The sequence below is a fragment of the Nitrospirota bacterium genome, from assembly GCA_016219645.1.
Taxonomy (GTDB): Bacteria; Nitrospirota; Nitrospiria; order Nitrospirales; family Nitrospiraceae; genus Palsa-1315.
In genome coordinates this window covers 1-25,086 of record JACRLR010000052.1, presented here as the reverse complement: position 1 = coordinate 25,086, position 25,086 = coordinate 1, and the positions used below count along the sequence as shown (strand labels likewise).

The window sequence follows — 25,086 nt, the reverse complement described above, 5'->3', positions numbered from 1 at the left end:
TGAGAAGGTTGGTCTTTTTGAACATCCTGCGATAGGGAGACTCCGCTTCATGGCAGGCAATACGTTCGGTCGAATCTTTACGGTGACGTCGTTCGGCGAAAGCCACGGTCCTGCAATCGGCTGTGTCGTGGATGGCTGTCCTCCCGGTCTGGCCCTCTCTGCCGGTGACATCCAGCAAGATCTCGATCGGCGCAAGCCGGGCACGTCGCGTCACGTCACGCAGCGGCAGGAATCAGATACAGTCGAAATCCTCTCCGGTGTCTTTGAGGGCAAGACCACCGGCACTCCCATTGCGCTGCTCATTCGAAACGAAGATGCCCGCAGCAGGGATTACGGTAATTTGATCGATACCTTCCGTCCCGGTCACGCAGACTATACCTATTGGCAGAAGTACGGAATTCGAGACCATCGAGGCGGGGGAAGAGCCTCTGCGCGTGAAACGGCGGTGCGAGTCGCGGCCGCAGCGATTGCGAGAAAATGGCTCAGGGAGCAGTATGGTGTCGTGATTCGCGGGTATCTGAGCCGGCTCGGCCCCATTGAAGTGCCGTTCCAAAGTTGGGAGGCTATCGGAGGGAATCCCTTCTTCTCCGCTGGTGCCGACATCGTACCGAAGCTCGAATCCTTCATGGATGAGTTGCGTAAGTCCGGCGATTCGGTCGGCGCAAGGATCACCACGGTGGCCGAGTCTGTACCGGTCGGGTGGGGGGCGCCGGTCTATGCGAAGCTGGATGGTGATCTAGCCGGCGCGATGATGAGCGTCAATGCCGTGAAGGCCGTCGAGATCGGTTCCGGGTTCAGTTCCGTCACACAACGTGGCTCCGAACATGGCGACGAGCTGACGCCGGAAGGCTTTGTGACCAATCATGCCGGTGGTATTCTCGGTGGCATTTCAACCGGCCAGGATATCGTCGTCACAATCGGAATTAAGCCGACCTCAAGTATCCGTGTGGCCCGCCGTTCAATTGATAAGCAGGGCAACGCCGTGACAGTCGAGACCAATGGCCGCCACGATCCCTGCGTCGGTATTCGAGCCACGCCGATCGCCGAAGCCATGATGGCGCTAGTGCTCATGGACCATGCGCTATTGCATCGCGCGCAGAACGCAGATGTCTCGACGAAAACTCCGAAGATTGCCGGTTCAGTGAAACGAACGACCTCAGCCGGCAAAAAGAAATCCTCCACGAAGATCGATCCCGATCCCGCCGAAGCGTAGCTTCTGTGTGAACAAAGACTCCGGTTTCCCAGGCGAACACCTCTGGACGATCTGGCGGGGGGTATTATGCCTGTAATTATGGGGCTGGGGCTGAGAGGGTCTTGCAGAAGAGATCGACCGTCTTCTGGAACAGAAACAGTGCCGTGTCTTGCGGGGAGGCGGCAAGGGCAGCTCGAGCGGAGGATTGAATCGCGTCGGCGGACAGGCGATAGTGCCGGGCCACCAGCAAGGCATCGTCCAGATCGAGGTCGGTTCCACGTCGCAGCTTTGCAATCACAAAATCAATCGGCGCCAGAACGCGTACCCGCAGGTTTGCCTGATTGATGAGGTCCGTGGCGCGGTCACGATAGCCCGGTGGCATCGCGACCACCGACCATCCTGAGAAATTCTGCGTCAAGTCGGCCGGGACCTGATGCGCCGTCAGATAATCCAACAGCGGCGCGATCGGGCCGTCCATCTCCGCATCGACATCACGAGTCGCACGATCAGAAACTCCGTATGCGTGCAGCGTCAAGGCGCCGACCAGAAGGAGGTCAACGGAGGTGCCGGTCTCATCCACAAATTGAGTCAGGAGTTCGAGGAGGTGTTTAGCGGTGAGCGTAGGCAAAGTAGACCGCCTCGGCGAACAGACGATAGTCCCTAAAGTCGATCGGGCCTGAGTTGACCGGCAATGGCGCCCGCTCGAAGAGCGAACTGAGAACGCGACGATACTGCGTATACCACCGGCAAGCCGTCTGATAGGCCTGCTGCATTGCCGGATCGGATCGCCAAGGCGCAAGATCGAGCTGATCGTTTATGAGGATTTCCAGCCAGAGCACACGTTGCCCTTGCACAGTGCGGAGGGCCTCGCTAATCGAATCTGTGCCCAGATACGCCGGGAGTAGTTTGAGTGGCGCTGTCGAGTGTTCGGAAATCGGTTCTGACATGGGACCAGTGTAGCACAGCCTGGGTGGGAGGAGAACCGCCACAGGAACAGCATCAGGCACCATCTGTCGTGGGGTCAGACACCCTTCCGGTACCGTCGCGGTGGTGTCTGACCCCGTCTGGACTCTCCCTCATATTGCTGGTATTCCACGTCGCGCGGAAGCATCTCAGTCTTCCCTCCTGTCCCGATAAATTAATTTTCCTCTACCAGCCCAAAATCGATTGACAGTCAGCCGAGCGCTTTGTATATTCGGGACCCGAACAATCGAAGGTGAGTGCCAAATCGATGCTCAGGATTGGAACGGGGTCAGGCACCATTTGTCGTGGGGTCAGACACCCTTCCGGTACCGTCGCGGCGGTGTCTGACCCCATACGGTTTCCGATTCAACAAGTGCTGATCAGTATGCGCGGTGTGCGGCAGCCAAAAGCGAAAGTCTAAGGGTGAGAAGAGTGTCGGATGGGAACTGTGCAAGGGCGCAATCAAATCCACATCCTGACGATGACTCATTCAAAGGAGCCTGACATGGGAGTTCGTACCACGCCGAGCGCAGCGTATCGATGGATTGGACGAATGGTCTGGGGATTTTTCGGTTGTGGGTGGTTTTGGGCGGCACTGCTGTTCGCCGCACCAGTCGATGAGGTCATTCCCATTGGATCGATTACCGTGAATCCGATGGCGAACAACCGCCGTGCCGTAATTCTCCAAGGCAAGACGAAAACCGTGACGACCTATAACGGACTGGACAGCTTCGGGCGAGCGATCTGTGGGCAAGGGTTCATTCTGGAGGATGACACGGGATCGCTTGACGTCCTCTACCTGGTCCGTTGTCAGGCGAATGATCCTCCTGCGTTGCTCGGTGAAGGTGAGCGGGTGGTCGTTCACGCGACCATCGATGTGGCATCGGACAACGTCAAGGACACGGAAGGAAAAGAATTGCTGTTTAAAGCCATGGCCACCAAGATCGTCCGGGGAAAATAACTCGCTCAGAGGAGCTCAAGTCATCAGGTGAAGAGGACAACACCCTAGCCACCTGTATGGTTTTCCTCATTGTGTATCTGACCTCCAGCACGCGCCAATTGAAAACCCCAAGTGCGTACTCGTCTAACAGCATGATTTTTAGGCTCCTGATAATCTGCGCCCGTTCGGCATGAGAGTTGCGTATGTACTTGTACGTACAGGCAGGCAGGGTGAAGGATAGATACCTGTGCCAGACATTGTTCAGTTGCCGGAGGATGTCTAGTTAGGCTGCCTTGATCTCGTGCGGGCCGTCAAGGTGTTACGGACAAGCAGTGCCACCCAGCCTGGTTCAGCATGGGGGAAAATCTGACAAGAGGGTACAGGTCTGGCTCTTCTGAAGCGTGCTGGACCTGTTCCCGTAAGCCCGGGAGAGCAAGATGACACGACGGTGGATCGTGCTGATAGCGGTGCTCGGACTGATGCCGATACTTCTGGCCATGCGGCCGGTGGACGAAGTGCTGCTTAAGGCAGCGTTCACAGGGGACCTTGGTGAGGTGAACACACAAATCAAGAAAGAGGCTGACGTCAATGCGGCTAATCCAGTCGGCTTCACCCCGCTCCTGGTCGCAGCCAAAAAGGGGCATCGGGAGATTGTAGCGCTGTTGTTGGACCATGGTGCGGAGGTGACGCAGGCGACGATAGATGGTGAAAGCCCACTCTACGTCGCAGCCGAGCAGGGGCATCGGGAGATCGCGTCGCTGTTGCTGGACCACGGTGCGGAGGTCACACAGGCGACGACGAAGGGGACGACCCCGCTCATCGTCGCAGCCGAGCAGGGGCATCGGAAGATCGTATCGCTATTGCTGGACCATGGTGCAGAGGTCACACAGGCGACGACGGACGGTGCGACCCCGCTCCACATGGCGGCGCAACAGGGGCATCGGAACATTGTGGCGCTGCTGCTGGCTCACGGCGGGGGCGTGGAGCAGACGAAAACGGACGGCGTGACCCCGCTTTTCATCGCGACCCAGAATGGGCATCGAGAAACCGTGGAGCTGTTGCTGGCCAATGGCGCAGACGTGGAGCAGGCGAGGAAGAACGACGGCACGACCCCGCTTTTCATCGCGGCTCAGAACGGGCATCGGGGAACCGTAGGACTGTTGTTGGCCAACGGCGCCAACATAAAGCAGACGAGGATGGATGGCGTGACCCCGCTTTTCATCGCGGCCGAAAATGGGCACCGGGATATTGTCACGCTGTTGTTGGACCACGGTGCGGATGTGACGCAGGCGACGACGAATAACCGTATGACCGCCATGCATGTCGCTGCATTGCATGGACATCGAGAGATCGTGGCGTTACTGCTTAACCACGGAGCGGACAAATCGGTCAAGGCCACAACAGGACACCGACCGGTGGATTTTGCGCGCCAGCAAGGCCACAGCGCGCTGGTGCCGTTGCTGGAGCCGTGAGCGCACTGACACTGTTTCGACTTCAGAAGGGGAGCTTGTCCTACAGCGGCTCCATGTACTACGTAATGCAACCGAGAGTGCGAAGAATCTCATGAAATAATTATTGACAGGGGCCAAACGTCTCGATATATTCGCTTTCCTTCCTATCAGAAAAACGGGAAATTCATGTATTTCCTCCTCGCACGCGCTCGTATCGAAAACACACCAGCCCCCTCGCCTGTCACACAAGGAGCCGACCAGCATGAGTGATGCAACAGACCAGACCATTTCGTTGAATGTGCGTTTGAAACCCAGCGAGTCGTCGGCCCATCCGCGTGCAACGAACTACACGAACGTCGGGGTGGCGCAGGGGATTGCCTATGTCGATTTCGGCTTCATCGAGCCCACCGCCCTTGCGGCCATCGCCAAGACCGCGAAGGATGGCCAAGCGACGCCCAAAGGATTGGACGGTGCGCTCGTCACCCGCGTGGCCATGAGTGTGGATGTGCTCGCGCGATTGCATCAGCAGATTCAGCAAGTATTGGTCGGCCTGCGTGACGCGCGGCAGCCGAAGCCGAGAGCCTCAGCATGAGCAGGGGGTACGAAGAAAGAACGGGGAATAAAAGGGAGCGCGGCATGAATAATCGACATATGTGGTTGCGGTTATGCATGACCAGTTGCCTGGTCCTGACCTTGGGGGTGACCATGAACGCGGACGCAGGTTTATTCGGTTTTGGTGATCCAAGCTGGAAAGAAGAGGTGCTGTTGCACGATGGCAGCAAGATGGTTGTCGAGCGTTCACAAAGTTATGGGGGGCGGCATGAGATCGGACAATCATCGCCGATAAAAGAACAAACCATTACGTTTACCCTGCCCAATACCAGCACGACCATTGAGTTTAAGAGCGAATATGGCGAAGACATCGGGCGTGCCAACTTCGAACTGCTGGCATTGCATATTCTCAACGGTACCCCGTACATCGTGACCGCGCCAAATTTATGCCCGTCGTACATCAAATGGGGGCGACCGAATCCGCCGTACGTGTTCTTCCAATACGAGAGCAAGGCATGGAAACGCATCACGTTGGAAGAACTCCCGACAGAGTTCAAGGACATCAATTTAGTCGTCAACTCCAAAGGCAAGGAAAAAATCCTCACGACGCAGTCCATCGTCACCGCGGAACTTGTCAAGAAACTGAACGGTGAGTTGGAACAACCCGAATACAAAACCATCCTGCGGGAGATGGTGAAGCAGGGCTTAGGGGCTACGGGCTGTCCAATTCCAACAACAGCGACTGGAAAACTCATCGCGCCCGAAGTAGACGGGAAGCTTCTCTACTATAACTGGTGGCCTCTAGCGCAGGAATGGCTCAAGAACACATATGGTAAAGGGAAATAACCTCTGTCCGTAGATTTCCTTTTCTCAAGGAGAAAAACCATGGCCACCACAGTTGAATATGCATTGATGGCAGGACGGGCGTATCAAATCACCCGTGGACTGACAAACCAATTTCCAACTCCGCAGGGATGGGCTGAGCTCGCACATGTTCCAAACAATCCAGCCTTTCCTCAGATTACAGGTGCAGCTGGCTTTGAAGCCGTTGCCTTCCGAAAAGGTACCGACATTGTCATCTCCTATGCCGGCACCTACGCGAAAGACATCGCGGGAGATATTTTCGCTGACATTGGACTCGCAACAGGCGTTGGATCAGCTCAACTCTTGCAAGCGGCCGAATACTATCTACAGGTGAAGGCCGACAATCCCAATGCGACGAGCATCACCTTCACTGGGCACAGTTTAGGCGGGGGGCTGGCCGCTCTGATGGGCGTGTTCTTCGGTCAACAGGCGGTGACGTTCGATCAAGCCCCGTTTGCCAGGTCAGCAAAACTGAATGTGCTCACTCCGGATATCGCAGCCAATCTCAAAGTGGACCTTCTGGCCAATGGCCACACCGAAGTTGAACTCTCCGGCCTGACCAATTTTTTACAACTGCGTGAAGCCAATGGCGACATTCCCAATTCCAACTTGGTGACCAACATCAATGTGCAAGGTGAACTTCTGTCCGGTGTACCCTATAACATCCCCGACCGCATCGGCACCACTCTTTTCGATATCAACAACAGCGCGTCTGGCGTTTCGGGCGACGACCTGCATGCGCAGTCCCTGCTCACCGCGTTCCTGCAAAGCAATGAGACTGCTGTGATAGGCGAGAGGCTGAACGAGGTGACGGGCGAATTCACTGACTTGCTGAAGATGCTGTTTGATAAAAACTTGTTTGCAAATGACACAGACACGAATCAGAGGAATTTCCTCGACCATCTCGTCCGTCATCAAGTAGGTGTGCAAGGCTTATTTGCTGCCGATGCGATGGTGACCCGCTTCACCTCTGACCTGTGGAAACTCGCGCAGGACGGCGGGCTGACTATGAGCGAGGGCACTAGCTTCTTCGGTAATAATCTGAACAACGTCAGCAACACCTTGATCGCCTTCGACATGCAGAAGTATTACGACGAGCACCTCGCCGCCGGTGCCACGCCCACCGAACTCTTCACTGATTTGACTACTGCGGGGCTCGGCAGCAACGGCATTCACTTCGACACGGAGGCGGTCGTCGGTGCAGGTAATCCAATTACTGGCGCCAAGGGTTACAGCCTGTATTTTCAGGACTACCTCAACACAGATGCGTTTTCTGGCACTGAGAGCCAGCTGATGGAATTGCTGCTGCCGTCAATGCGCGACTGGTATGTGCAGGCGGGAACGAGTGGCATGAATGCCACCGTCATCGATAACCGAAGCGCGTTCATGCTGGGCGGTGCTGGCGCCGATACCCTCACCGGCGGCACTCGGGCCGATCTGCTGGTGGGCAATGCTGGGGCTGACACACTGGATGGTGGCGCAGGCGCCGACACCATGATCGGGGGATCGGGCGATGACACGTATAATGTGGACAATGTCGGCGATCAGGTCATCGAAGGTTTGAACAATGGCATCGATACGGTCCAAAGCTCCGTGACCTTCACATTCTCACCGGGGGACAATCTCGAACACCTGACACTCACGGGGACCAACAACATTAAGGGCATCGGAAACGATCTCAATAACGACCTCACCGGCAACAGCGGCGTGAATCGGTTAGAGGGCCGGGGCGGCACGGATCATCTGATCGGCAACGGTGGCACCGACATTCTGGTTGGCGGCACGGGCGATGATCGCCTCGAAGGGGGCGCAGGGTTCGACACCTATGTCTGGAACACGGGCGACGGCAACGAGACAATCATGGACTCGGATGGAATCGGCGCCGTGACGTTCAATGCCAGGCTGCTTAGTGGCGGGCTCCGCACAACCACTGACCCACAGGATACGTGGCATAGCGCCGATGGTGCCATCACCTATGTGAAGCAAGGGGCCGATCTGAGTATCAATGGCACGGTGACGATCGAAGCGTTTGACTTTGCCGCCGGAGATGTGGGGATCCGGCTCACGACCGCCCCCGACACGACGCAACCAGCCCTGCCCACGATCGACTTTACCAATGGCCAGCCGACGATCACGTGGGAGGGCGACGACAGCAACAATACGCCTCTATTCGAGGTGGGGGCCAACCACATCGCCTACGGACGGGGTGGGTTTGATCAAATCAGCTTCATTACCTATCCCGAGTTCTACAACCATCAGGTCTTTGGGGGACTGGGAAATGACACGGTTGATGGGGGCGCCGGACGAGACCGCCTCTATGGAGAAGGCGATCTGGATGTGCTTCGGGGCTGGTTGGGCGACGATCTGCTCGATGGCGGGGACGGCGACGATGAACTGCAAGGTGGAACCGGCAACGACCAGATTTTTGGTGGAACAGGCAACGATGCCATCATTGCGAATAATCCGTTTAATCCGCTCCAGAGCGGGAGTGACAACGACTATGTCGATGGAGGATTGGGGGCCGATTTCATTGCTGGGGGTCAGGGGAATGATGTGCTGCTCGGCGGTGCGGGCGATGATACTATTTCTGGCGAAGGGGTCGTGGTGTCTGGCCGGCTGGATCGCCAAACGGGCAATGATTACCTTGACGGAGGGGCCGGCAATGACGGCCTGACCGGGGGGGCTGGGAATGACATTGTGCTGGGCGGGACTGGCGATGATCTCTTGAACGGGGACAATGAGATTTCGCTGCCAGAAAATCCTAGTACCCCTCCCGAGTGGGATCCGCTCGTGGATGGGCAAGATTATCTGGATGGCGGGGACGGGAACGATGTGCTGCACGGCGGGGGCTATGACGATATTTTGATCGGTGGACTGGGCAATGATCGACTGTGGGGAGACGGGTTTGGCTACGGGTCCGAACCGGGTGACGACTGGCTTGATGGGGGTGCTGATCACGATGAACTTTACGGAGGGGCTGGTGCGGACACCCTGCTTGGTGGAGGAGGAGACGATCTCCTGGTGGGTGATTTCTCAACTGATCCCGGAGTAGACGATATTCTCGATGGCGGGGCCGGCATGGATGAACTGCAAGGGAGTGGCGGGAATGATCATCTCTTTGGCGGGACCGAGGCGGATCTCCTCTTCGGCGAGGCTGGAGAAGATGTGTTAGACGGGGGACAAGGCGCGGATGAACTCCAGGGTGGGGATGGCAACGATGTGTTGATTGGCGGAACGGAGGACGACCGGTTGTTCGGCGATGCGGGCTCCGACAATTTGGATGGCGAGGCCGGTGCTGACTTGCTGGTCGGGGACGCGGGCGACGACACCTTGTTCGGCGGGGAGGGGAACGATCAGCTCGAGGGGGGCGTGGGCGCCGATCTCCTGGCGGGCGAGGACGGGAACGATGTGCTGATTGGGGGGGCGGACGCGGATTTTCTCTTTGGCGGCGATAGCAACGATAATCTGCAGGGCGGCGCGGGAGATGACGTACTGACCGGCGGCGCCGGTGTGGATAGTTTGGATGGCGGGGCCGGTAGCGATACCTATGTGTTCAACCTGGGCGATGGGGTCGAAACGATCGTCGATACGGCGGGAGAAGCTAACAAGTTGGTGTTTGGCGCGGGGATTCTTGCTGACGATATCAGCGTCGGCATCGGCTCGCTTGTCTTGCGCGTAGGGTTCACCGGGGATGCGATTATTATTCAAGGGTTCGATCCGGCGCATCCCACGGTGCCGGTCGGGATCGAGACATTTGAGTTTGCCGATGGGACCACGCTGACTCAAGCGGACCTCGTCGCGCGGGGATACGATCTGGTGGGGACAGCCGGTAACGATAGTTTGAACGGAGGCGAGATCTACCGAGAGATCTATGGTCTCGATGGCAACGACGTTCTGTCAGGTGGAGCGATCGACAATGTGCTTAATGGCGGGAGCGGCCATGACGTCTTGTTTGGGGAAGGCGGGATTGATCAGCTTTTGGGTGGGACTGGTGATGACTTCATGCGCGGGGGTGACGGCAACGATGTGTTGAACGGCGAGGCTGGGAACGACAGTCTTGAAGGGGAGACGGGGGATGACGTGCTGGTCGGTGGAGCCGGTGACGATCAGCTGTTGGGTGGCACGGGGGATGATACCTATCGCTTCAATTTCGGTGACGGGCTCGACAGTATCAGTGATTCAATTGATGTGGGGGAACCCAATCGCGTGCTGTTCGGTCCTGGCATCACCTCGTCGTCCGTGACATTGACGACCAACTTTGGTCAGGTGCTCGTGCGCCCCGACACGGCATTCGAAGGTGTGACAATCGGTGCCAATGGCAGTGATGCACTGGGATTCCATGCGGTCGATCTCTTTCAGTTTGAAGATGGTACGAGCTTGACGTATGCCGACCTGGTCGCGCGCGGGTTCGATATCGACGGCACCGACTTCGACGATGTGCTCTTCGGCACCAATGTGATCGACCGGTTCCGCGGCGGACTCGGCAACGACCGCATGGAGGGCGGCGAGGGGAACGATTCCTATGTCTTCAACATCGGAGACGGTGTCGATACGATTGTAGATGCCGTTGCGCCAGGAGCTGACAATGACATCATCTTCGGCCCAGGCATTGTGTCGTCCGATCTTCGTCTCGATCTGGCTTCCGATCAGTCAGACGCTGAGATCAGTGACTTGTTGATCCGTGTCGGCGTAAACGGCGACGCCGTGCAGCTCGATACGTTCGATCGCGACGTTGTGTTGGATCTTCGCACCGTCGAGACGTTTCGTTTCGATGACGGCAGCGTGCTGACCTACGAGCAACTGCTCGCGCGAGGGTTTGACCTTACCGGCACCGCCGGCGACGACCAGATAGAGGGAACGAACGTGGTCGATCGGATTATTTCCGGTGATGGCGCCGATGTGTTGCAGAGTGGGTTAGGCGACGATACCCTCGATGGTGGAACCGGGAATGACCAGCTGAGTGGCGGTCAGGGCAACGACTCCTATCTGTTCGGTCCAGGGTCCGGTCAGGATACGATTGTCGAGTTTCAGGGAAGCTTGGACAGGATCAGCATGGCGGCCGGTGTGGCCCCCTCGGATGTGGTGGTCACACGGAATAACAACGACCTCGTCTTGAGCCTGAATGGTGGGACGGATCGGCTCACCGTGTCGTTCTATTTCTTGGCCAGTCCGTTGCAAATCGAACAGGTGATCTTCGCCGATGGCACGGTCTGGGACCACGCCTTCATTGAGAATCTCACGAGACCCACGATCAATGGAACCGGCGGGAATGACGTGCTGGTCGGAACAGGCGCTGCTGACCAGTTGTTGGGGCTGGCGGGGAACGATCAGCTCAGTGGTTTGGCAGGCAACGATGTGCTTGATGGTGGAACCGGAGCCGATCAACTCGCGGGCGGCCCAGGGAACGACACCTATGTGGTCGATGACGCGGGCGACGTTGTAACCGAACTTGTCAACGAAGGTACGGATCTTGTGCAGTCAGCAGTCAGCTATCAGCTGTCAGCGAATGTGGAGCATCTCACTTTGACTGGCGGCGGGCTTATCAATGGCACGGGCAACTCCCTCGATAACGTTCTGACAGGGAACAGCGCCGTCAACGTGCTGACCGGCGGAGCAGGCAACGACACCTATGTGGTCGGCGCGGGAGATGCGATTGTAGAGTTGGCCGGAGAGGGTACTGACACGATTCAGACCGGCAGCAACGCGACGCTGGGCGCCAATCTTGAAAACCTGACGCTGACCGGCAGTGCCGCGCTGACCGGAACAGGAAATGCCTTGGACAATGTCCTGCAAGCGGAGGGATCAGTCAGCATCTTGGCCGGCGGCGATGGCAACGACACCTATCTGATCGGGCCGAATGGCGACGACGACATGCTCGTTGAAACGGCCACCGGGGGGATCGATACCGTGATCGCTGCGCACGACTATCGGTTGCCGGGTCATATTGAAAATCTCACAGTGCTCGATCCTCGAGTGCCCGACTTTGAGACCTTCTCGCTCATTCCTTATGGGTCGCCAGGGATATTTGTGAGCGGATATGGGAACGATCTGGATAATACGCTCGCCGGCGGGCGAGCGAATAATGCTCTAGATGGTGGTCTGGGCGCCGATACATTGATTGGTGGGGCCGGCGATGACACATACGTCGTAGACGACGTCGGTGACATCGTGGTTGAGCGGGCCAACGAAGGCATCGATACGGTCCAGTCTTCGACGAGTCATGTCTTATCAGCCAACGTGGAAAGTCTCACGCTGGTTGGGACTGGAACCATTGATGGAACCGGCAATGGCATGAACAACACCCTACTCGGGAACGCGGCGGCAAATGTGTTGGATGGTGGAGTAGGGAACGACATTCTCAATGGCGAAGAAGGGGCTGACACCTTCGTATTTGGTCTAGGCTCCGGTCAGGATGTCGTGGCCGACACGACTCAAACGGGCGCAGTGGACACCGTGCAGATTAAGACCGGTTTGACACCAAGCGATCTCGCCGTGTTCCACCGTGGGGAAGATTTGGTGTTGAACATTGCTGGGACGACAGACGAGCTGGCCTTGGCCAACTTTTATGGTCCGTCGGAATGGGGCTTCAAACAAGTTCGCTTCGTCGATGGCACGCTGTGGGATGCGGCCGAATTGCGCGCGCGGGCAGTAGTCGCGGGAGGCACGACCAACGGAAGCACAGGCAATGACAACCTTATCGGTGGGGTGGGAAATGACACGTTGGTGGGTAACGCGGGCAACGATACGTTAGCGGGCGGGCTCGGAGATGATGTCATCTACGGCGACGCCATTTCCCAATCGCCGTTTGTCCCGCCTGTGATCGGAAACGATCAGTTGACCGGTGGATCTGGAAATGACGTATTGCGAGATTTTCAAGGGACCAATGTGTTCGACGGTGGGGCAGGAAACGACTCGCTGTTGCTCGGCGCCGGCCAGGACACGGTGTTATTTGGCCGTGGATCAGGCACCGATTTTGTCACCCTTGACAATAATGGCAGTGATATCGACGTCATTCAAATTGCCGCAGATCTCTCTCCTGCCGATGTCGTGATCAGCCGCCACTATCCGGATTATCAATTGATCGACCTTTATGTGTTCAGTACCGGAGACAAGTTGACGTTGTCCCTTTCGACGAATTACCCATCGGTGGGGCTCGAAACGACTCAGGCTGTCGTCCGATTCACAGACGGGACTCAGTGGAATCTTGCATGGTCGCCGTCCAACTTGAGTTTTGCCACGGGTACGATCCTGAATGATGTGATAAGCGGTTTCCCCGGCGACATTTTCAGAGGGCTTGCAGGCGACGATACCTATCTTGTGGATTCTGCGAGTGAGTCGGTCGTCGAAGCGGCTGGGGAGGGGATCGATACCGTCGAAAGCTTGGTGGATTATTCGTTGGGCGCCCACGTCGAAAATTTGATTCTCGCTCAGAGCGCCAGCTCTGTGATCCCAAGTCCTGTGCATGGAACCGGCAATGAGTTGGACAATCTCATCGTTGGGAATACCAGAAATAACATTCTCGATGGAGGTGACGGGAACGATGTGTTGGTGGGTGGAGTCTTTCGATCCGCGGAAGAGTTTTTCGTCTTTCGGACCGGCAGCGACATCTTGATCGGCGGGGCGGGCGATGATGTGCTCATGGCGGATGGAGGAAACGTCGTCTTCGCCGTGGGCGGCGTTGAAGGACAGTGGCTGTTCTTAGGTGGTGGCTCGGAATTCCGTGAGAATGTCCCGCGGCGAGCCGACGATCTCTTCATCGGAGGCAGTGGCAACGACACCTACATACTCCATAGCCAACAACAAACCGTGGCGGAGTTTGCTGGGGAAGGCACAGATACGGTGCAGAGCACAGTGAACTATGTGTTAGGAGAGCATGTGGAGAACCTCACTCTTCAAGAAAACCCGGTGTTTTATCTGCCTGGGCCTGTTGTCGGAACGGGGAATGAGTTGAACAATGTGCTCATTGGCAACAGTGAAGACAATGTGCTGAGTGGAATGAATGGGGACGACACGCTCTGGGGTGGCAGCGGAATCAACAGGGACTCTCAAGTGATTCGATCCGGCGACGATGTGCTGCGTGGTGGCGCTGGTCACGACACCTATCTCTTCAAGATCGGCGACGGCATCGATACGATCGAGGATGTCGCGGTGATCAGCGAAGGCAACCGGATTCAGTTCGGGGTAGGCATTGCCCAAAGTGATCTGACCTTCACCCAGGACCAAGCTGCCCGTACCCTGACCATTCAGGTCGGCAGTAGCGGAACTGACCAGCTCGTGCTCACGAACTTCGATCCGACCGGGGCGAACGGCTCGCTGGTCGTCGAGACCCTAGCCTTTGCCGATGGGAGTACGGCGAGTTTGGCGGCACTGCTGGGCGGTCCAGTCAATCATGCCCCGACGGTGGCGAACGCGCTCGCGGATCAAACGGTCCCAGAAGTCGCGCCGTTCAGTATTGTCGTCCCGGCCAATGCCTTCGCCGATCAAGATGCGGGCGATGTGCTGACTTATAGTGCAACCTTGGCGAACGGCACCGCGCTGCCGGCATGGCTGACGTTCGATGCCGCCACGCGCACGTTCAGCGGGACCCCGGACGATGCGCAGGTGGGCAATCTCGATGTGCGTGTGACGGCCACGGATACCGGCAATCTTGCCGTGTCAGATCAGTTCACCCTGACCGTGACCAATGTGAACGAGGCGCCGACGGTCGCGGTTCCGGTTGCCGATCAGCAGGCGACCTCCGGGACGGCGTTTCAGTTCGTCATGGCGGCTGAGACGTTTGCGGACGTCGATGCCGGTGACGTACTGACGTACAACGCCGTACTGGCCGATGGGAGCGCACTTCCATCCTGGCTGAGTTTTGACGCCACGACGCGCACGTTCAGCGGGACGCCGGGCACCGGTGACGCCGGCACCATCGACGTGCGTGTCACCGCGACCGACACCGGCGCGCTCAGCGCGTCGGATGTCTTTGCCCTGACGGTGAGCAGTCAGGATCAGGTCCTGACCGGGACTGCTGGCAACGATGTGCTTGCGGGCGGGGTCGGCAACGATCAACTGTTCGGACTGGCCGGCAGCGATACCCTGACCGGTGGAGCCAGAAACGACCTGCTCGACGGCGGCACCGGGACCGATACGATGACCGGTGGCAGCGGCGACGATACCTACGTTGTCGATGCGACCGGCGATGGCGTGACCGAATTGGCCAACGAAGGCACAGATACGGTGCAGACTAATCTGCTGCTCTATACGCTGGGCGCCAATCTCGAGAACCTGACTCTGACGGGGACCGGGCCGAGCGCGGGCATCGGCAATGCGTTATCCAATGTGCTGACGGGTAACAGCGGGGCCAACCTGCTCGACGGCAAGGCCGGGGCCGATCAGATGAGTGGTGGGGCGGGGGACGATCTGTATCTGGTGGACAATCCCGGCGATACGGTGATCGAACAAACCGGCGAGGGGACGCTCGATTCGGTCACCAGTTCGGTCAGCTACACCCTCAGTCCGAATGTCGAGAATCTTGTGTTGACGGGGTCAGCTGCCATTAACGGCACCGGAAATGATCAGGATAATGTGCTCACCGGTAACAGCGCGGCGAATGTCCTGACGGGCGGAGCCGGCAATGATACCTATGTCGTTGGGAGCAGCGACACGGTGGTGGAAGGGGCTGGGGAAGGCACAGACGCGGTGATCAGTACCGTCACGCACAGCCTCGGCGCTAACGTGGAGAATCTGACCCTCCTGGGGTTGAGTAGCGCAAGTGCCACGGGTAACGTATTGGATAATGTGCTGAACGGCCTCCTCAACTTGGGCGGTAATACCCTGACCGGGGGAGCCGGCAATGACACCTATATTATTGGAGCCGGCGACGCAGTGGTCGAAGTGGCCAATGGAGGTATCGATACGGTCCAAAGCCTGCTCACTCATTCCTTGGGTGCGAACGTGGAGCATCTGACGTTGGCCGGTCTCGGCGCCGTCAACGGCACCGGCAACAGTCTGAACAATACGATCACCGGCAACAGCGCCAACAATGTGCTGAGCGGCGCCGGAGGAGACGATCAGCTCCGTGGCGGGTTGGGCAACGATACAGTCAACGGCGGCAGCGGGAACGATACGTTCCTGTTTGGCCGAGGCGACGGACAGGATCTGGTCCAGGACAACAGTGGGACAGCCGACAAGCTGCTCTATGATACCGGCATCAATCCGCTGGATCTGGTCATCAGCCGGCAGGCGAACAATCTGCGACTGGCGATCCACGACTCGACAGATGTTGTAACGGTGCAGAACTGGTACGTCGGCACGACGAATCGGACCGAGACCATTCAAGCCGGCAATGGGCAGACCTTGCTCAGTACGCAGGTCGATCAGTTGATTCAGGCGATGGCGGCCTTCTCTGCGCAATCGGGCCTCACGTGGGATCAAGCCATCGATCAACAGCCGCAAGATGTGCAGACGGTACTGGCAGGGAGCTGGCAGTAATTTGGAAGATCGTAAGGCGTCAGGGGTGAGGGGTTAGGTGTGAAACGGAAGATGCGAAACGTCAGGCGTGAGAGGAAGGGCGTGAAGCAAACGAAGGTCACACGACACATGAAGAGGGCGACGCGGCTCGCTGAAACCTCAAAGAAGGTCCGCAAGGAGAGCCTGCGAGTCAATCGCGAATTTGCTGCTATCGAGTATGCGGGAGGGGAGGATGGGGTCAGGCACCATTTGTCGGAACGACCCGCAGGGCGCTTCGCGCAAATGGTGCCTGACCCCACGTGCACTGAGATAATGCGATGCAGGCCGACATAGCGAGGCTTCCTCCTTCTCCTTCTGATTCAGCACCGCCATCTGCTGCCGCGGGAGTTACGGATACGGGCCTGATCTGCCTGTTGATCCTGGCCCGGTTCTACGACCTGCCGGCGGACGGCTCGCAGCTGCGCCATCAGTTTGCGCAATCCAACCAGCTGATCTCAGACACCGAACTTCTCCGCGCTGCCAAACACATCGGTCTCAAAGCCGGTGTGCTGAAGAGCCGGTGGGCCAAGCTGCCTGGGACGCCCTTTCCGGCGATCGCCAAGCGCACTGATGGGCGCTATGTCGTCTTGGCGAAAATCGAAGGTGACAAGGCGCTGGTCCAGGATCCGGTGGAAGCTCGCCCGCTCGTGCTCTCTCGCGAACAGTTCGAATCGGCTTGGACGGGAGAGTTGCTGCTCTTTACCAAGAGGGCGAATCTACGTTTGCAAGACCTCAAGTTCGACTTCACCTGGTTTATCCCAGCACTCGTCAAGTACCGAAAGTTTTTGGGCGAGGTGCTGGTCGCGTCGTTCTTCTTGCAGCTCTTTGCGCTCCTGACACCGCTGTTCACCCAAGTCGTCATCGACAAGGTGCTGGTCCATAAGGGGTTCACCACGCTCTATGTGTTGGCGGTCGGCATGATCGCCCTGGCGCTCTTCGATGCGGTCTTGGGTGGGCTGCGGACCTATCTCTTCTCTCATACGACGAACCGGATCGATGTCGGGCTCGGTGCGCAGTTGTTCCGCCATGTCCTGGCGCTCCCGTTGGCCTACTTCGAGGCGCGCCGGGTGGGCGACACGGTGGCTCGGGTTCGTGAACTGGAGCATATCCGCCAATTCTTGACGAGCCATTCCGTGACGGTGGTGCTCGACCTGTTCTTTACCGTCGTCTTTCTCGCCGTCATGTGGTTCTACAGCCCCATCCTCACGCTGGTCGTGATGGGCTCGTTGCCGCTCTACGCTCTGTTATCTGTGGTTATCACACCGGCGATCCGAGCCAGGCTGAATGAAAAGTTCAATCGTGGCGCGGAGAACCAGTCGTTTTTGGTGGAGGCGGTCAGTGGAATTCAGACGGTAAAAGCTCTGGCGGTGGAGCCGCCCTTGTTACGGAAATGGGAGGAACAGCTGGCGGGGTATGTGAAGGCAAGCTTTCGCGCCGCCAATCTGATGAACGTGGCCGGCCAGACCGCGACATTCATTCAGAAGGTCACTACCGTTTCCGTACTCTGGCTGGGGGCCTATCGAGTGATCAATGGGGATCTGACGATCGGGCAACTGATTGCCTTTACGATGCTTTCGGCTCAAGTGACGGGTCCGTTGCTGCGCCTCGTGAATCTCTGGCAGGAGTTTCAACAAGTCGGCATCTCTGTGCAGCGGTTGGGGGATATCCTCAATACGCAGCCGGAGCCTACCTACAGTCCAACCAGGACCATGCTTCCCCAAGTCAACGGACAGATTGTGTTCGAGGACGTGACTTTTCGTTATCGGCCCAGTAGTTCGGAAGCGCTCCGCAAAGTATCGTTCGCTGTGTCGCCAGGCCAGGTGATCGGGCTTGTCGGTCGGTCAGGCTCCGGCAAAAGTACCATCGCTAAGTTGATTCAACGGCTCTATGTGCCGGAGCGGGGACGTATTCTGGTGGACGGGGTGGACCTTGCGCAGGTGGACCCGGCCTGGCTTCGCCGGCAGGTGGGCGTGGTGCTTCAGGAAAACTTTCTCTTCAACAGCTCCGTGCGCGACAACATTGCGCTGACCGATCCAGGTCTGGCGATGGAGCAGGTGATCCAGGCGGCCAAGCTGGCTGGCGCGCACGAATTCATCCTCGAGTTACCTGAAGGCTATGATACCCTGGTGGGCGAGCATGGCTGCTCGCTGTCCGGCGGGCAACGGCAGCGGATCGCGATTGCCCGAGCGTTGGTCGCAAATCCGCGTATTCTGATCTTCGATGAAGCGACAAGCGCGCTGGACTATGAATCCGAGGCGATCATCCAGCAAAACATGGCACAGATCAGCAGGGGGCGGACCGTATTTATCATCGCCCACCGACTCACCACAGTTCGGCCGGCGCATCGGATTTACGTGGTGGAAAAGGGCGAAATTGTCGAGCAGGGTTCTCACGAAGAGTTGCTGCGCGTGAAGGGGTTTTATGCGCGCTTGCAGTCCCATCAGGATGGCTATGCGGCAGTGAAGCGTGAAACGTGAAGCGTAAGGAGTGAGGGGTGAAGGGTTAGGAGTAGAGAGGCAGAGGAAGGGGTATGGCATTCGGCACATTCGCGCGGCATTGGATGGTATGGAAGGCAGCGTGGCAGGCCGAGGCGGAAAGGGGGTCAGGCACCTTGGGTGCAGGGTGCCTGACCCCCTCGTCCGCCCCGGAGTTCCTGCCTGCTGTGCTGGAAATTCAGCAGGCGCCGCCCTCGCCCATCGGGCGTGCAATCCTCTGGACCATCCTGGCGGTCTTCACCGCTGGAGTGTTGTGGGCGACATTCGGGCGGATCGATATTGTCGCCACGGCGCAGGGCAAGATCATTCCGAGCGGCTATTCAAAGGTCATTCAGCCCTATGAGGCGGGGGTGATCGCGGCGATTCATGTGCAGAATGGACAATCGGTTAAGCGCGGAGACGTGCTGATCGAGCTGGATCCAACGTTGAACCGGGCCGATCGCGATCGGGTTGCCAACGAATATCGGGCGGCGAAGGTTGACGCGGCGCGGCTCCGTGCGCTCATTGCCGGTAGCTCCGGCTTCGAATCTCCTACCGATGGAAATCCTGAGTACGTGAACTTGCAACGACAGGTCTTGAGAGATCAGCTGGCCGAATACCAGGCCCGGGCTGCCTCGGCACAACACCTGATTGACCAGCGCAAGGCGGGGATTGCGCAGACGCGTGAGAATATTCGCCGGTTGGAAGCGACGGTTCCTATAGAGACTGAGCGGGTAGAGACCTACAAAAAACTCCTCGACCAGCAGGCGGCGTCGAGGATGGATTTTTTGCAAGCTGAGGAGCAGCGGATCGACAAAACGCAGGAATTGGCGGGGCAGCGCAAGAAGCTCCTGCAAGATCAATCCGCGCTCGCGGAAACCCAAAAAAACTATCAGGTCCTTGTGTCCGAGTTCCAGCAATCCAAACAGATGGAGCTCTCGACGACGGAGACCAAGGTGGCGTCGCTGGCGCAGGAGGTGACGAAGGCTGGACAGAAGGCGGACTTTCAGCGGCTGGCAGCCCCGATTGATGGGGTCGTGCAGCAAGTGGCTGTCCATACAGTGGGCGGCGTCGTCACGCCGGCGCAGGCGCTGCTCATCGTGGTCCCGCAGGATCATCCGGTCGAAGTCGAAGCGCAGGTCGACAATAAAGATGTCGGATTCGTGAAGGCAGGGCAGGTGGTGGAGGTGAAAGTGGAAACGTTTACCTTCACCCTCTATGGGACCATACCAGGCAAGGTCCTGAGCATTTCAGACGATGCGGCCCCGATCGAAAAAGTCGGCTTGGTCTATCCAACGCGAGTGAGCATGGACCGGGCGACAATCCAGGTGGAGGGCAAGCAGGTGCCTCTCTCCCCAGGGATGGCGGTGACAGTGGAAATCAAAACCGGTAAACGGCGCGTCATTGAATATCTGCTGAGTCCGTTGCTGAAGTCGGTACAGGAAAGTCTGAGAGAGCGATAGCAGGTTGCCGGTCTGTCTTGTCTGTCCGGTCTATCTCGTTTGTTTAGTTGGTTCGGCTCGAAGAACGAAAGAAACCAAACGAACCAGACAGACCAGACAGACCAGACAGACTGGCTTCGCATCAGCTGCAGGCTATCGAGTGCCCTGTGCTAATACGCGTCTTTGGCACAGCGAAAGCCAGTCCCGCTTGGACGACTATCCATCGTGCCCCAGTCGCGGTCGCTCGTGCGGAGACTGATGGCAGGCTTGAGCCAGGAGCCGCCGCGCATCGCCTTGATCGCGCCGCGTAGAGGTCCTTGAGGGTCTGAGAGGGGAGCTTCTTTGTAGTAGTTCGGATTATACCAATCCTGTACCCATTCCGCGACGTTGCCTGCCATGTCGTGGAGGCCATAGGGGCTCACCGATTCGGGAAAGCTTCCAACCGGCATCGTGAGCACTTCTCCCTTTATGCCCTTCTCTCTTGAAATCTTCGCGCCTCCACCCTTAATCCAGAAACCATCCCAGTCGGCTCCGCTTTGGAAGTCAATGGTTCTTCCCGCCCAATAGCTGGCGCTGTTGGCCTTCGTGAAGTCCCATTCGTTTCCCCAGGGGTAGCGGCCATCGATACCGCGGGCAGCCTTTTCCCATTCCGCCTCGGTCGGCAGACGTTTGCCCAGCCAGGCGCAGTAGGCCACGGCATCTTCCCAACTGACATTGACGACCGGATGGGAGCCGATGCCGGAGATCGGTACATTGTTCTCCCACAATGTGGAGGCAGGGTTCGCGTTCGCCGGCGCGCGATGCCCGGTCGCCTGGACAAATCGCGCATAGGCATCGTTCGTGGCTTCGTAGCGGTCGATCCGAAAGGCTCCGGTGTAGACGAGACGTTGTGGCTGTTCGTCGGGAAGGCCGTCGCTGCCGGCCGGGCTCCCCATCAGGAATTCTCCTGCAGGAACCAGCGCCATGTCGTCCGGCAGAGGTGAGCTGAGAGCTGATGGCTGATCGCTGATGGCTAGAAAGAGGGACAAGAAAAGTGAGAGTGGTGCAGCGGTACCGAGCTGATTCACCTTGAAGATTTTTTTAAACCACAGGCTTTGGCAACTGCGTCGCGATAGGCCTGCCAGAGGGTCAGGCACTTCTTGAGGCAACGGAGTACTGCCTGTTGTTGGGTTTGTGTTGTGGCGTAATTCACCACCATGGTGTAGGCGTCGTGGCGATGGCCGGATTCGACCATCTGATGTGCGCGAATCAGATCCATGGAATCGGGGGACAGGCCGTGGTACTTCACCAGTGAATGACGTTGGACGATGGCTTCGATTTCCTCTCCGGTCTTGGGCTTGGAGGGGTCGGCGATTTCAGCGCGGTCCTTCACGCTGCCTTCCACGAAGACGGTGAGGGCCGCTGCTCCGATGACCCAGTCGCCGTTCTTCGAGGCGCGGTCCACCCAGGCGCGGTAACGTCGGCCGGCTGGGAGGAGGCGCACGTTCTCGAAGTCACGAGCAGGCAAACCAAGTCCTGCCATCATGGTCAGGAACAATTCCGGGTGCGACTTTCCCAACGAGAGACCGCCCGTGTCTTCTTCGTAGATGTTTTCGGCGAGCATGCGGCGAACAGGCGCAGGGGGATTCTGTCCGTAAATGTGAGCGAGGAAAACGGGGAAGTCACGTACGTACACGCCGTATTCTTGTTGAAAGTGTCGTGCAAGTTGATCGACAGTGACCGTCCCGTCAGCGAATGCCGGCCAAGCCCAGTGGTGCTTGCGGTCCATGATGCGCAAGAGTTCTTCTTGGAATCGGCTTTTCGTCATGCGGCGCATCATGTCTGTTGCCTTCCTGGTACGAGGCTCGTTACAATTCAAGGGCGTGGAGATCTGTCAATGAATCCTGTGACGGTTCAAAATCCAGAAGACATTTTGTCGATGCTAGCCGAAGTATCCCTGCGAGGGTCTGGCTTTGTGACGGATTGTCTCCTCGACTATGTGTTGGAAGAAGGCTTCACTGAGCCGATCTTTCTCAATGCCACCGGGGAAGACCCCGACGCCTATTTCAAAGGCCAGTCTCCTGCTTGGGCGGTGTATCAGGTCCGAGAATGGAAACGCGTATTGACCGTTTCAGGCGGTCCCGGTAAAGAGCGCCGTGTACAAATTACAGAAACGCCATAACTGATGGATGAGTCTAAAAGGGATGCGGAGAAAAAGCAACGAAATGAGAAATGGCACGTACTGGTGGTCGGTTTGATCCTGGAGGGTACGACATGCCGATGATTCGTCTCACTGAGCCACAGAGCATGGGGGAGCTGGCGATGATCACCAGCTTATTGGAGGGGAGCGGTATTCCCTACGTGGTTCAGAACGAGCATATGAGTAGCCTCTATCCTGGACTCCCCATTCTCAACTCGAGTGTGATGGTGGACGAGCGCGATCAGGTCAACGCAAACATGTTGCTGAGCCGATTACGGCTGGAGGTGCGTGATGTCTCATTGTAGCTGTCATCGCGCCCTAGCTCCGCGGTTTTGGGGTATGCGGGTTTGATGGAGACTGGGCGGGGAGCCGTTCGTCTGATCCCTGGAACCATCCGCCGATGAGGTTGCCCTCTTCAAAGTACAGATAGCGGTGTTTCACCACTGCGGCACTTTCCCAATCCTCAAAAATCCACTCTTCACGACGTAGGCCTTCTTTGGTGAAGGTCGTATTGATCGTTTGTGGTCCTCCCCACGCCTCGAGGACCTGCTCCTTTGACATGCCGACCATCACGCGATGTTCCGCAATATGTTTCTGAAAATTCGGGTCTCCGAGTTGTGTGATGAGCGGCCAGACTACCATGATGAGCGCAAACAGCCCGAGTCCGGTATAGATGATGAGCCTGACAGGACGGCGACGGATGAAGGGAACCGGTTCTGCCACATCAGTTGGAGCGGCGCTCATCGATTCATGGGTAACCACGGTGGAGTGAGGCATGACGTCGTCTATCGTAGCAACGTGAATTGAGAGGAGTCAAGCAACACATCCGGTTTCTCCTTATTAATCAGCGAGATAAATCAAATGCGCTATACTGGGTACGTATCAGCACTGTCGAATGAGAAGGAGCAGTGAAGTCATATGATTTCTGGATTGAAGCAGGGACATTGTCAACGGCGATGGATTCTTGTGATGTGGCTCTTGGCCATGGGGAGTGGCTTTGTCATGCCACTGGCTTTTCCAATGGAAACATTGGCGACCACGATGTATTCCTATATCGATGAACAGGGAACGCCGGTCATCACAGACGATTTGAACACGATTCCTGAACGATATCGTGCGAAGGTCAAAACAACCGATCTGACACCGACTGCTCCCCAGAGGACTTCAACGGCTGGTGCCATACATGATCGCATCACGAATTGGGGAAGGCAGCTGAGAGACATGGCGATCGGCGGTGCGCCCAATATCTCCGGGCTCTCTCGCACACAGTCGCAGATTTTGACCTACGCCGGTCTTGCGGCGGTCGTCCTGCTTGCTGCGATGAAGCTGAGTAAAGGCCAGATGGTCCGTCTTCTGGCCACGTGGTGTTTGCTCATGCTCGCGATCGGGACGCCCGTCTTGCTGTACATCTCCGATGATGGGCCGGCGAACGTGATGAAAACCAAAGCCGCTGCGATTCAAGGCAAGCAGGAAGAACGTTTGAAGCAGGCGCAGTAAATCCCCGTAGCCTCCCTCCCTTCGGAAACTTCCGTGACTACTCAGCGTACTCGGGAATAGGTATCTTCTTCGCCTTGGGCTGCTGAGGCGTGAGCTTGTGCTGGGAGAATTCCTGTGAGTAGGGATTCAGAATAGGGTCATGGGTATGTCGCTGCCGTTGCTTCACGAGGTCGATACTTTGCGTGCTGATTTCTACTCGATCGACCAGCGCTTTGGTCGTGAGTGGGTCCGGCAGGCCTTGTAACGAGAATAGTTGGTAGGCCAGGGTCCATTCCAGCTTGTCCTTGTTTGCCTCTTTCACAATAAAACGAGCCTGTGATGACGCTGCGCCCTTAAACAGCAAGAGCCAGATATTCGACCGGAAAGAGGGGGACGCAGGATCCTCGGACGGGCGAAATTCTGGGACAAGCGCAGGGACCTGGGCGAGGGAGACCGCAGGGGAGAATTCAATATCGACGAGTTGAACGAATAACGTTCGATCCTCGCGTTCATCGTTGGGGTCGGCGACGTACGTGAAAGAGTATCGGACATCGATTCCGTTGCGGGTAAAGGTATAGACATCCTCGCCATTTTCCGGCGAGACAAGCTTCTGGAAATAGTTTTTCCAATCGGTAATGGCGTAGTAGGTGAAAATGCGCAGCGCCGATTTCCGATCGCGCACGGCTTGCGGGATACCGAGCTTTTGATGGAGCTCTGTTTGTGTGAGCCCAAGATATCCATCATCGAAATAGGGTCCTGCATAGACCGTGGCAGGCTGAGGCCAGATGCCGGTGGTTGCTAGGAAAATCAGCAGCAGTGAAAAAGTGGTAGGAACAAGAAGACGCAGGAGCACAGTTTCTCTCCACCTGGTCGCGGCATCGTATCGGCGTCGCCCCCTCCTGTCAAGACACGACGATCGGGTGATGTAACCTTCATTGTGTAAAAGACGAAGGGTGTAAGCTGGGCGCTGATGAGGCGAACCCATTCCACTCAAGGAGGCTTACACCCATGACGACGCTAGCACCGTGGACCGAGCAGTGGCAACATTTCACATCGGAT

At 57.5% G+C, this 25,086-nt stretch carries 17 protein-coding genes; 11 read left to right on the top strand and 6 right to left on the bottom strand.

The features are described 5' to 3' along the window. The first annotated feature begins 49 nt into the window (after positions 1–49). Positions 50–1,213, top strand: coding sequence for a chorismate synthase (gene aroC / locus HZB34_15080; GenBank protein MBI5317282.1), 1,164 nt, complete (start codon positions 50–52; stop codon positions 1,211–1,213). Positions 1,214–1,289: 76 nt separating this feature from the next. Here the strand turns inward: aroC and HZB34_15075 are convergent, their stop codons facing one another. Together HZB34_15075 and HZB34_15070 are read right to left on the bottom strand one after the other, a co-directional pair. Beyond that, a complete protein-coding gene (locus HZB34_15075; GenBank protein MBI5317281.1) occupies positions 1,290–1,820 on the bottom strand; it encodes a hypothetical protein in 531 nt (176 codons plus the stop codon). Next, positions 1,801–2,139, bottom strand: a complete 339-nt coding sequence (locus HZB34_15070; GenBank protein MBI5317280.1) for a hypothetical protein — start codon at positions 2,137–2,139, stop codon at positions 1,801–1,803. Before HZB34_15070 ends, HZB34_15075 begins: the two co-directional genes overlap by 20 nt. A gap of 521 nt (positions 2,140–2,660) precedes the next feature. Between HZB34_15070 and HZB34_15065 the strand changes: the two genes are divergently transcribed. The 7 genes from HZB34_15065 (at position 2,661) to HZB34_15035 (ending at position 20,393) form a co-directional block, all read left to right on the top strand. Beyond that, the gene (locus HZB34_15065) at positions 2,661–3,116 is read left to right on the top strand and encodes a hypothetical protein (protein ID MBI5317279.1); all 456 of its coding nucleotides are present in this window, start codon (positions 2,661–2,663) and stop codon (positions 3,114–3,116) included. Between the two features lie 416 nt (positions 3,117–3,532). After that, positions 3,533–4,567 carry an ankyrin repeat domain-containing protein gene (locus tag HZB34_15060; GenBank protein ID MBI5317278.1) on the top strand — a complete coding sequence of 345 codons (1,035 nt, stop codon included), beginning with the start codon at positions 3,533–3,535 and terminating at the stop codon, positions 4,565–4,567. A 241-nt stretch (positions 4,568–4,808) separates the two neighbouring features. After that, on the top strand, positions 4,809–5,138 hold the full coding sequence (locus HZB34_15055; GenBank protein MBI5317277.1) for a hypothetical protein: 330 nt from the start codon (positions 4,809–4,811) through the stop codon (positions 5,136–5,138). A gap of 113 nt (positions 5,139–5,251) precedes the next feature. After that, positions 5,252–5,944: a hypothetical protein gene (locus HZB34_15050; protein ID MBI5317276.1), complete on the top strand. Its 693-nt coding sequence runs from the start codon at positions 5,252–5,254 to the stop codon at positions 5,942–5,944. Positions 5,945–5,983: 39 nt separating this feature from the next. Beyond that, positions 5,984–16,438, top strand: a complete 10,455-nt coding sequence (locus tag HZB34_15045) for a putative Ig domain-containing protein (protein MBI5317275.1) — start codon at positions 5,984–5,986, stop codon at positions 16,436–16,438. A gap of 296 nt (positions 16,439–16,734) precedes the next feature. Further along, on the top strand, positions 16,735–18,933 hold the full coding sequence (locus HZB34_15040; protein ID MBI5317274.1) for a type I secretion system permease/ATPase: 2,199 nt from the start codon (positions 16,735–16,737) through the stop codon (positions 18,931–18,933). A 53-nt stretch (positions 18,934–18,986) separates the two neighbouring features. After that, a complete protein-coding gene (locus HZB34_15035; protein ID MBI5317273.1) occupies positions 18,987–20,393 on the top strand; it encodes an HlyD family type I secretion periplasmic adaptor subunit in 1,407 nt (468 codons plus the stop codon). A gap of 149 nt (positions 20,394–20,542) precedes the next feature. Here HZB34_15035 and HZB34_15030 read toward each other — a convergent pair whose 3' ends face one another. Both HZB34_15030 and HZB34_15025 read right to left on the bottom strand, forming a co-directional pair. Continuing rightward, the gene (locus tag HZB34_15030) at positions 20,543–21,439 is read right to left on the bottom strand and encodes an SUMF1/EgtB/PvdO family nonheme iron enzyme (GenBank protein MBI5317272.1); all 897 of its coding nucleotides are present in this window, start codon (positions 21,437–21,439) and stop codon (positions 20,543–20,545) included. Then, positions 21,436–22,179, bottom strand: a complete 744-nt coding sequence (locus HZB34_15025; GenBank protein ID MBI5317271.1) for an iron-containing redox enzyme family protein — start codon at positions 22,177–22,179, stop codon at positions 21,436–21,438. Before HZB34_15025 ends, HZB34_15030 begins: the two co-directional genes overlap by 4 nt. A 69-nt stretch (positions 22,180–22,248) precedes the next feature. On the opposite strand from HZB34_15025, the gene HZB34_15020 reads away from it, so the two are divergent. Next, positions 22,249–22,533, top strand: a complete 285-nt coding sequence (locus HZB34_15020; protein MBI5317270.1) for a hypothetical protein — start codon at positions 22,249–22,251, stop codon at positions 22,531–22,533. Between the two features lie 50 nt (positions 22,534–22,583). Continuing rightward, positions 22,584–22,856, top strand: a complete 273-nt coding sequence (locus HZB34_15015; protein ID MBI5317269.1) for a DUF2007 domain-containing protein — start codon at positions 22,584–22,586, stop codon at positions 22,854–22,856. 13 nt (positions 22,857–22,869) lie between these two features. On the opposite strand, the gene HZB34_15010 is transcribed toward HZB34_15015, so the two are convergent. Further along, entirely contained in the window at positions 22,870–23,328 is a 459-nt protein-coding gene (locus HZB34_15010; protein ID MBI5317268.1) for a hypothetical protein, read from the bottom strand. Positions 23,329–23,469: 141 nt separating this feature from the next. Here HZB34_15010 and HZB34_15005 point away from each other — a divergent pair, with 141 nt between their 5' ends. Continuing rightward, positions 23,470–24,048, top strand: a complete 579-nt coding sequence (locus HZB34_15005; protein ID MBI5317267.1) for a hypothetical protein — start codon at positions 23,470–23,472, stop codon at positions 24,046–24,048. Between the two features lie 37 nt (positions 24,049–24,085). On the opposite strand, the gene HZB34_15000 is transcribed toward HZB34_15005, so the two are convergent. Next, positions 24,086–24,880 (bottom strand): hypothetical protein, encoded by a 795-nt coding sequence (locus HZB34_15000; GenBank protein ID MBI5317266.1) that lies wholly within the window; start codon positions 24,878–24,880, stop codon positions 24,086–24,088. Positions 24,881–25,086: the final 206 nt, after the last annotated feature.

Excerpts from the sequence above, each read along its gene's own strand:
- aroC (MBI5317282.1), top strand. The coding sequence starts at position 50 with ATGGCAGGCAATACGTTCGGTCGAATCTTTACGGTGACGTCGTTCGGC.
- HZB34_15070 (MBI5317280.1), bottom strand. The coding sequence starts at position 2,139 with ATGTCAGAACCGATTTCCGAACACTCGACAGCGCCACTCAAACTACTC.
- HZB34_15065 (MBI5317279.1), top strand. The coding sequence starts at position 2,661 with ATGGGAGTTCGTACCACGCCGAGCGCAGCGTATCGATGGATTGGACGA.
- HZB34_15060 (MBI5317278.1), top strand. The coding sequence starts at position 3,533 with ATGACACGACGGTGGATCGTGCTGATAGCGGTGCTCGGACTGATGCCG.
- HZB34_15055 (MBI5317277.1), top strand. The coding sequence starts at position 4,809 with ATGAGTGATGCAACAGACCAGACCATTTCGTTGAATGTGCGTTTGAAA.
- HZB34_15050 (MBI5317276.1), top strand. The coding sequence starts at position 5,252 with ATGAACGCGGACGCAGGTTTATTCGGTTTTGGTGATCCAAGCTGGAAA.
- HZB34_15045 (MBI5317275.1), top strand. The coding sequence starts at position 5,984 with ATGGCCACCACAGTTGAATATGCATTGATGGCAGGACGGGCGTATCAA.
- HZB34_15040 (MBI5317274.1), top strand. The coding sequence starts at position 16,735 with ATGCAGGCCGACATAGCGAGGCTTCCTCCTTCTCCTTCTGATTCAGCA.
- HZB34_15035 (MBI5317273.1), top strand. The coding sequence starts at position 18,987 with ATGGCATTCGGCACATTCGCGCGGCATTGGATGGTATGGAAGGCAGCG.
- HZB34_15025 (MBI5317271.1), bottom strand. The coding sequence starts at position 22,179 with ATGACGAAAAGCCGATTCCAAGAAGAACTCTTGCGCATCATGGACCGC.
- HZB34_15020 (MBI5317270.1), top strand. The coding sequence starts at position 22,249 with ATGAATCCTGTGACGGTTCAAAATCCAGAAGACATTTTGTCGATGCTA.
- HZB34_15015 (MBI5317269.1), top strand. The coding sequence starts at position 22,584 with ATGGCACGTACTGGTGGTCGGTTTGATCCTGGAGGGTACGACATGCCG.
- HZB34_15010 (MBI5317268.1), bottom strand. The coding sequence starts at position 23,328 with ATGCCTCACTCCACCGTGGTTACCCATGAATCGATGAGCGCCGCTCCA.
- HZB34_15005 (MBI5317267.1), top strand. The coding sequence starts at position 23,470 with ATGATTTCTGGATTGAAGCAGGGACATTGTCAACGGCGATGGATTCTT.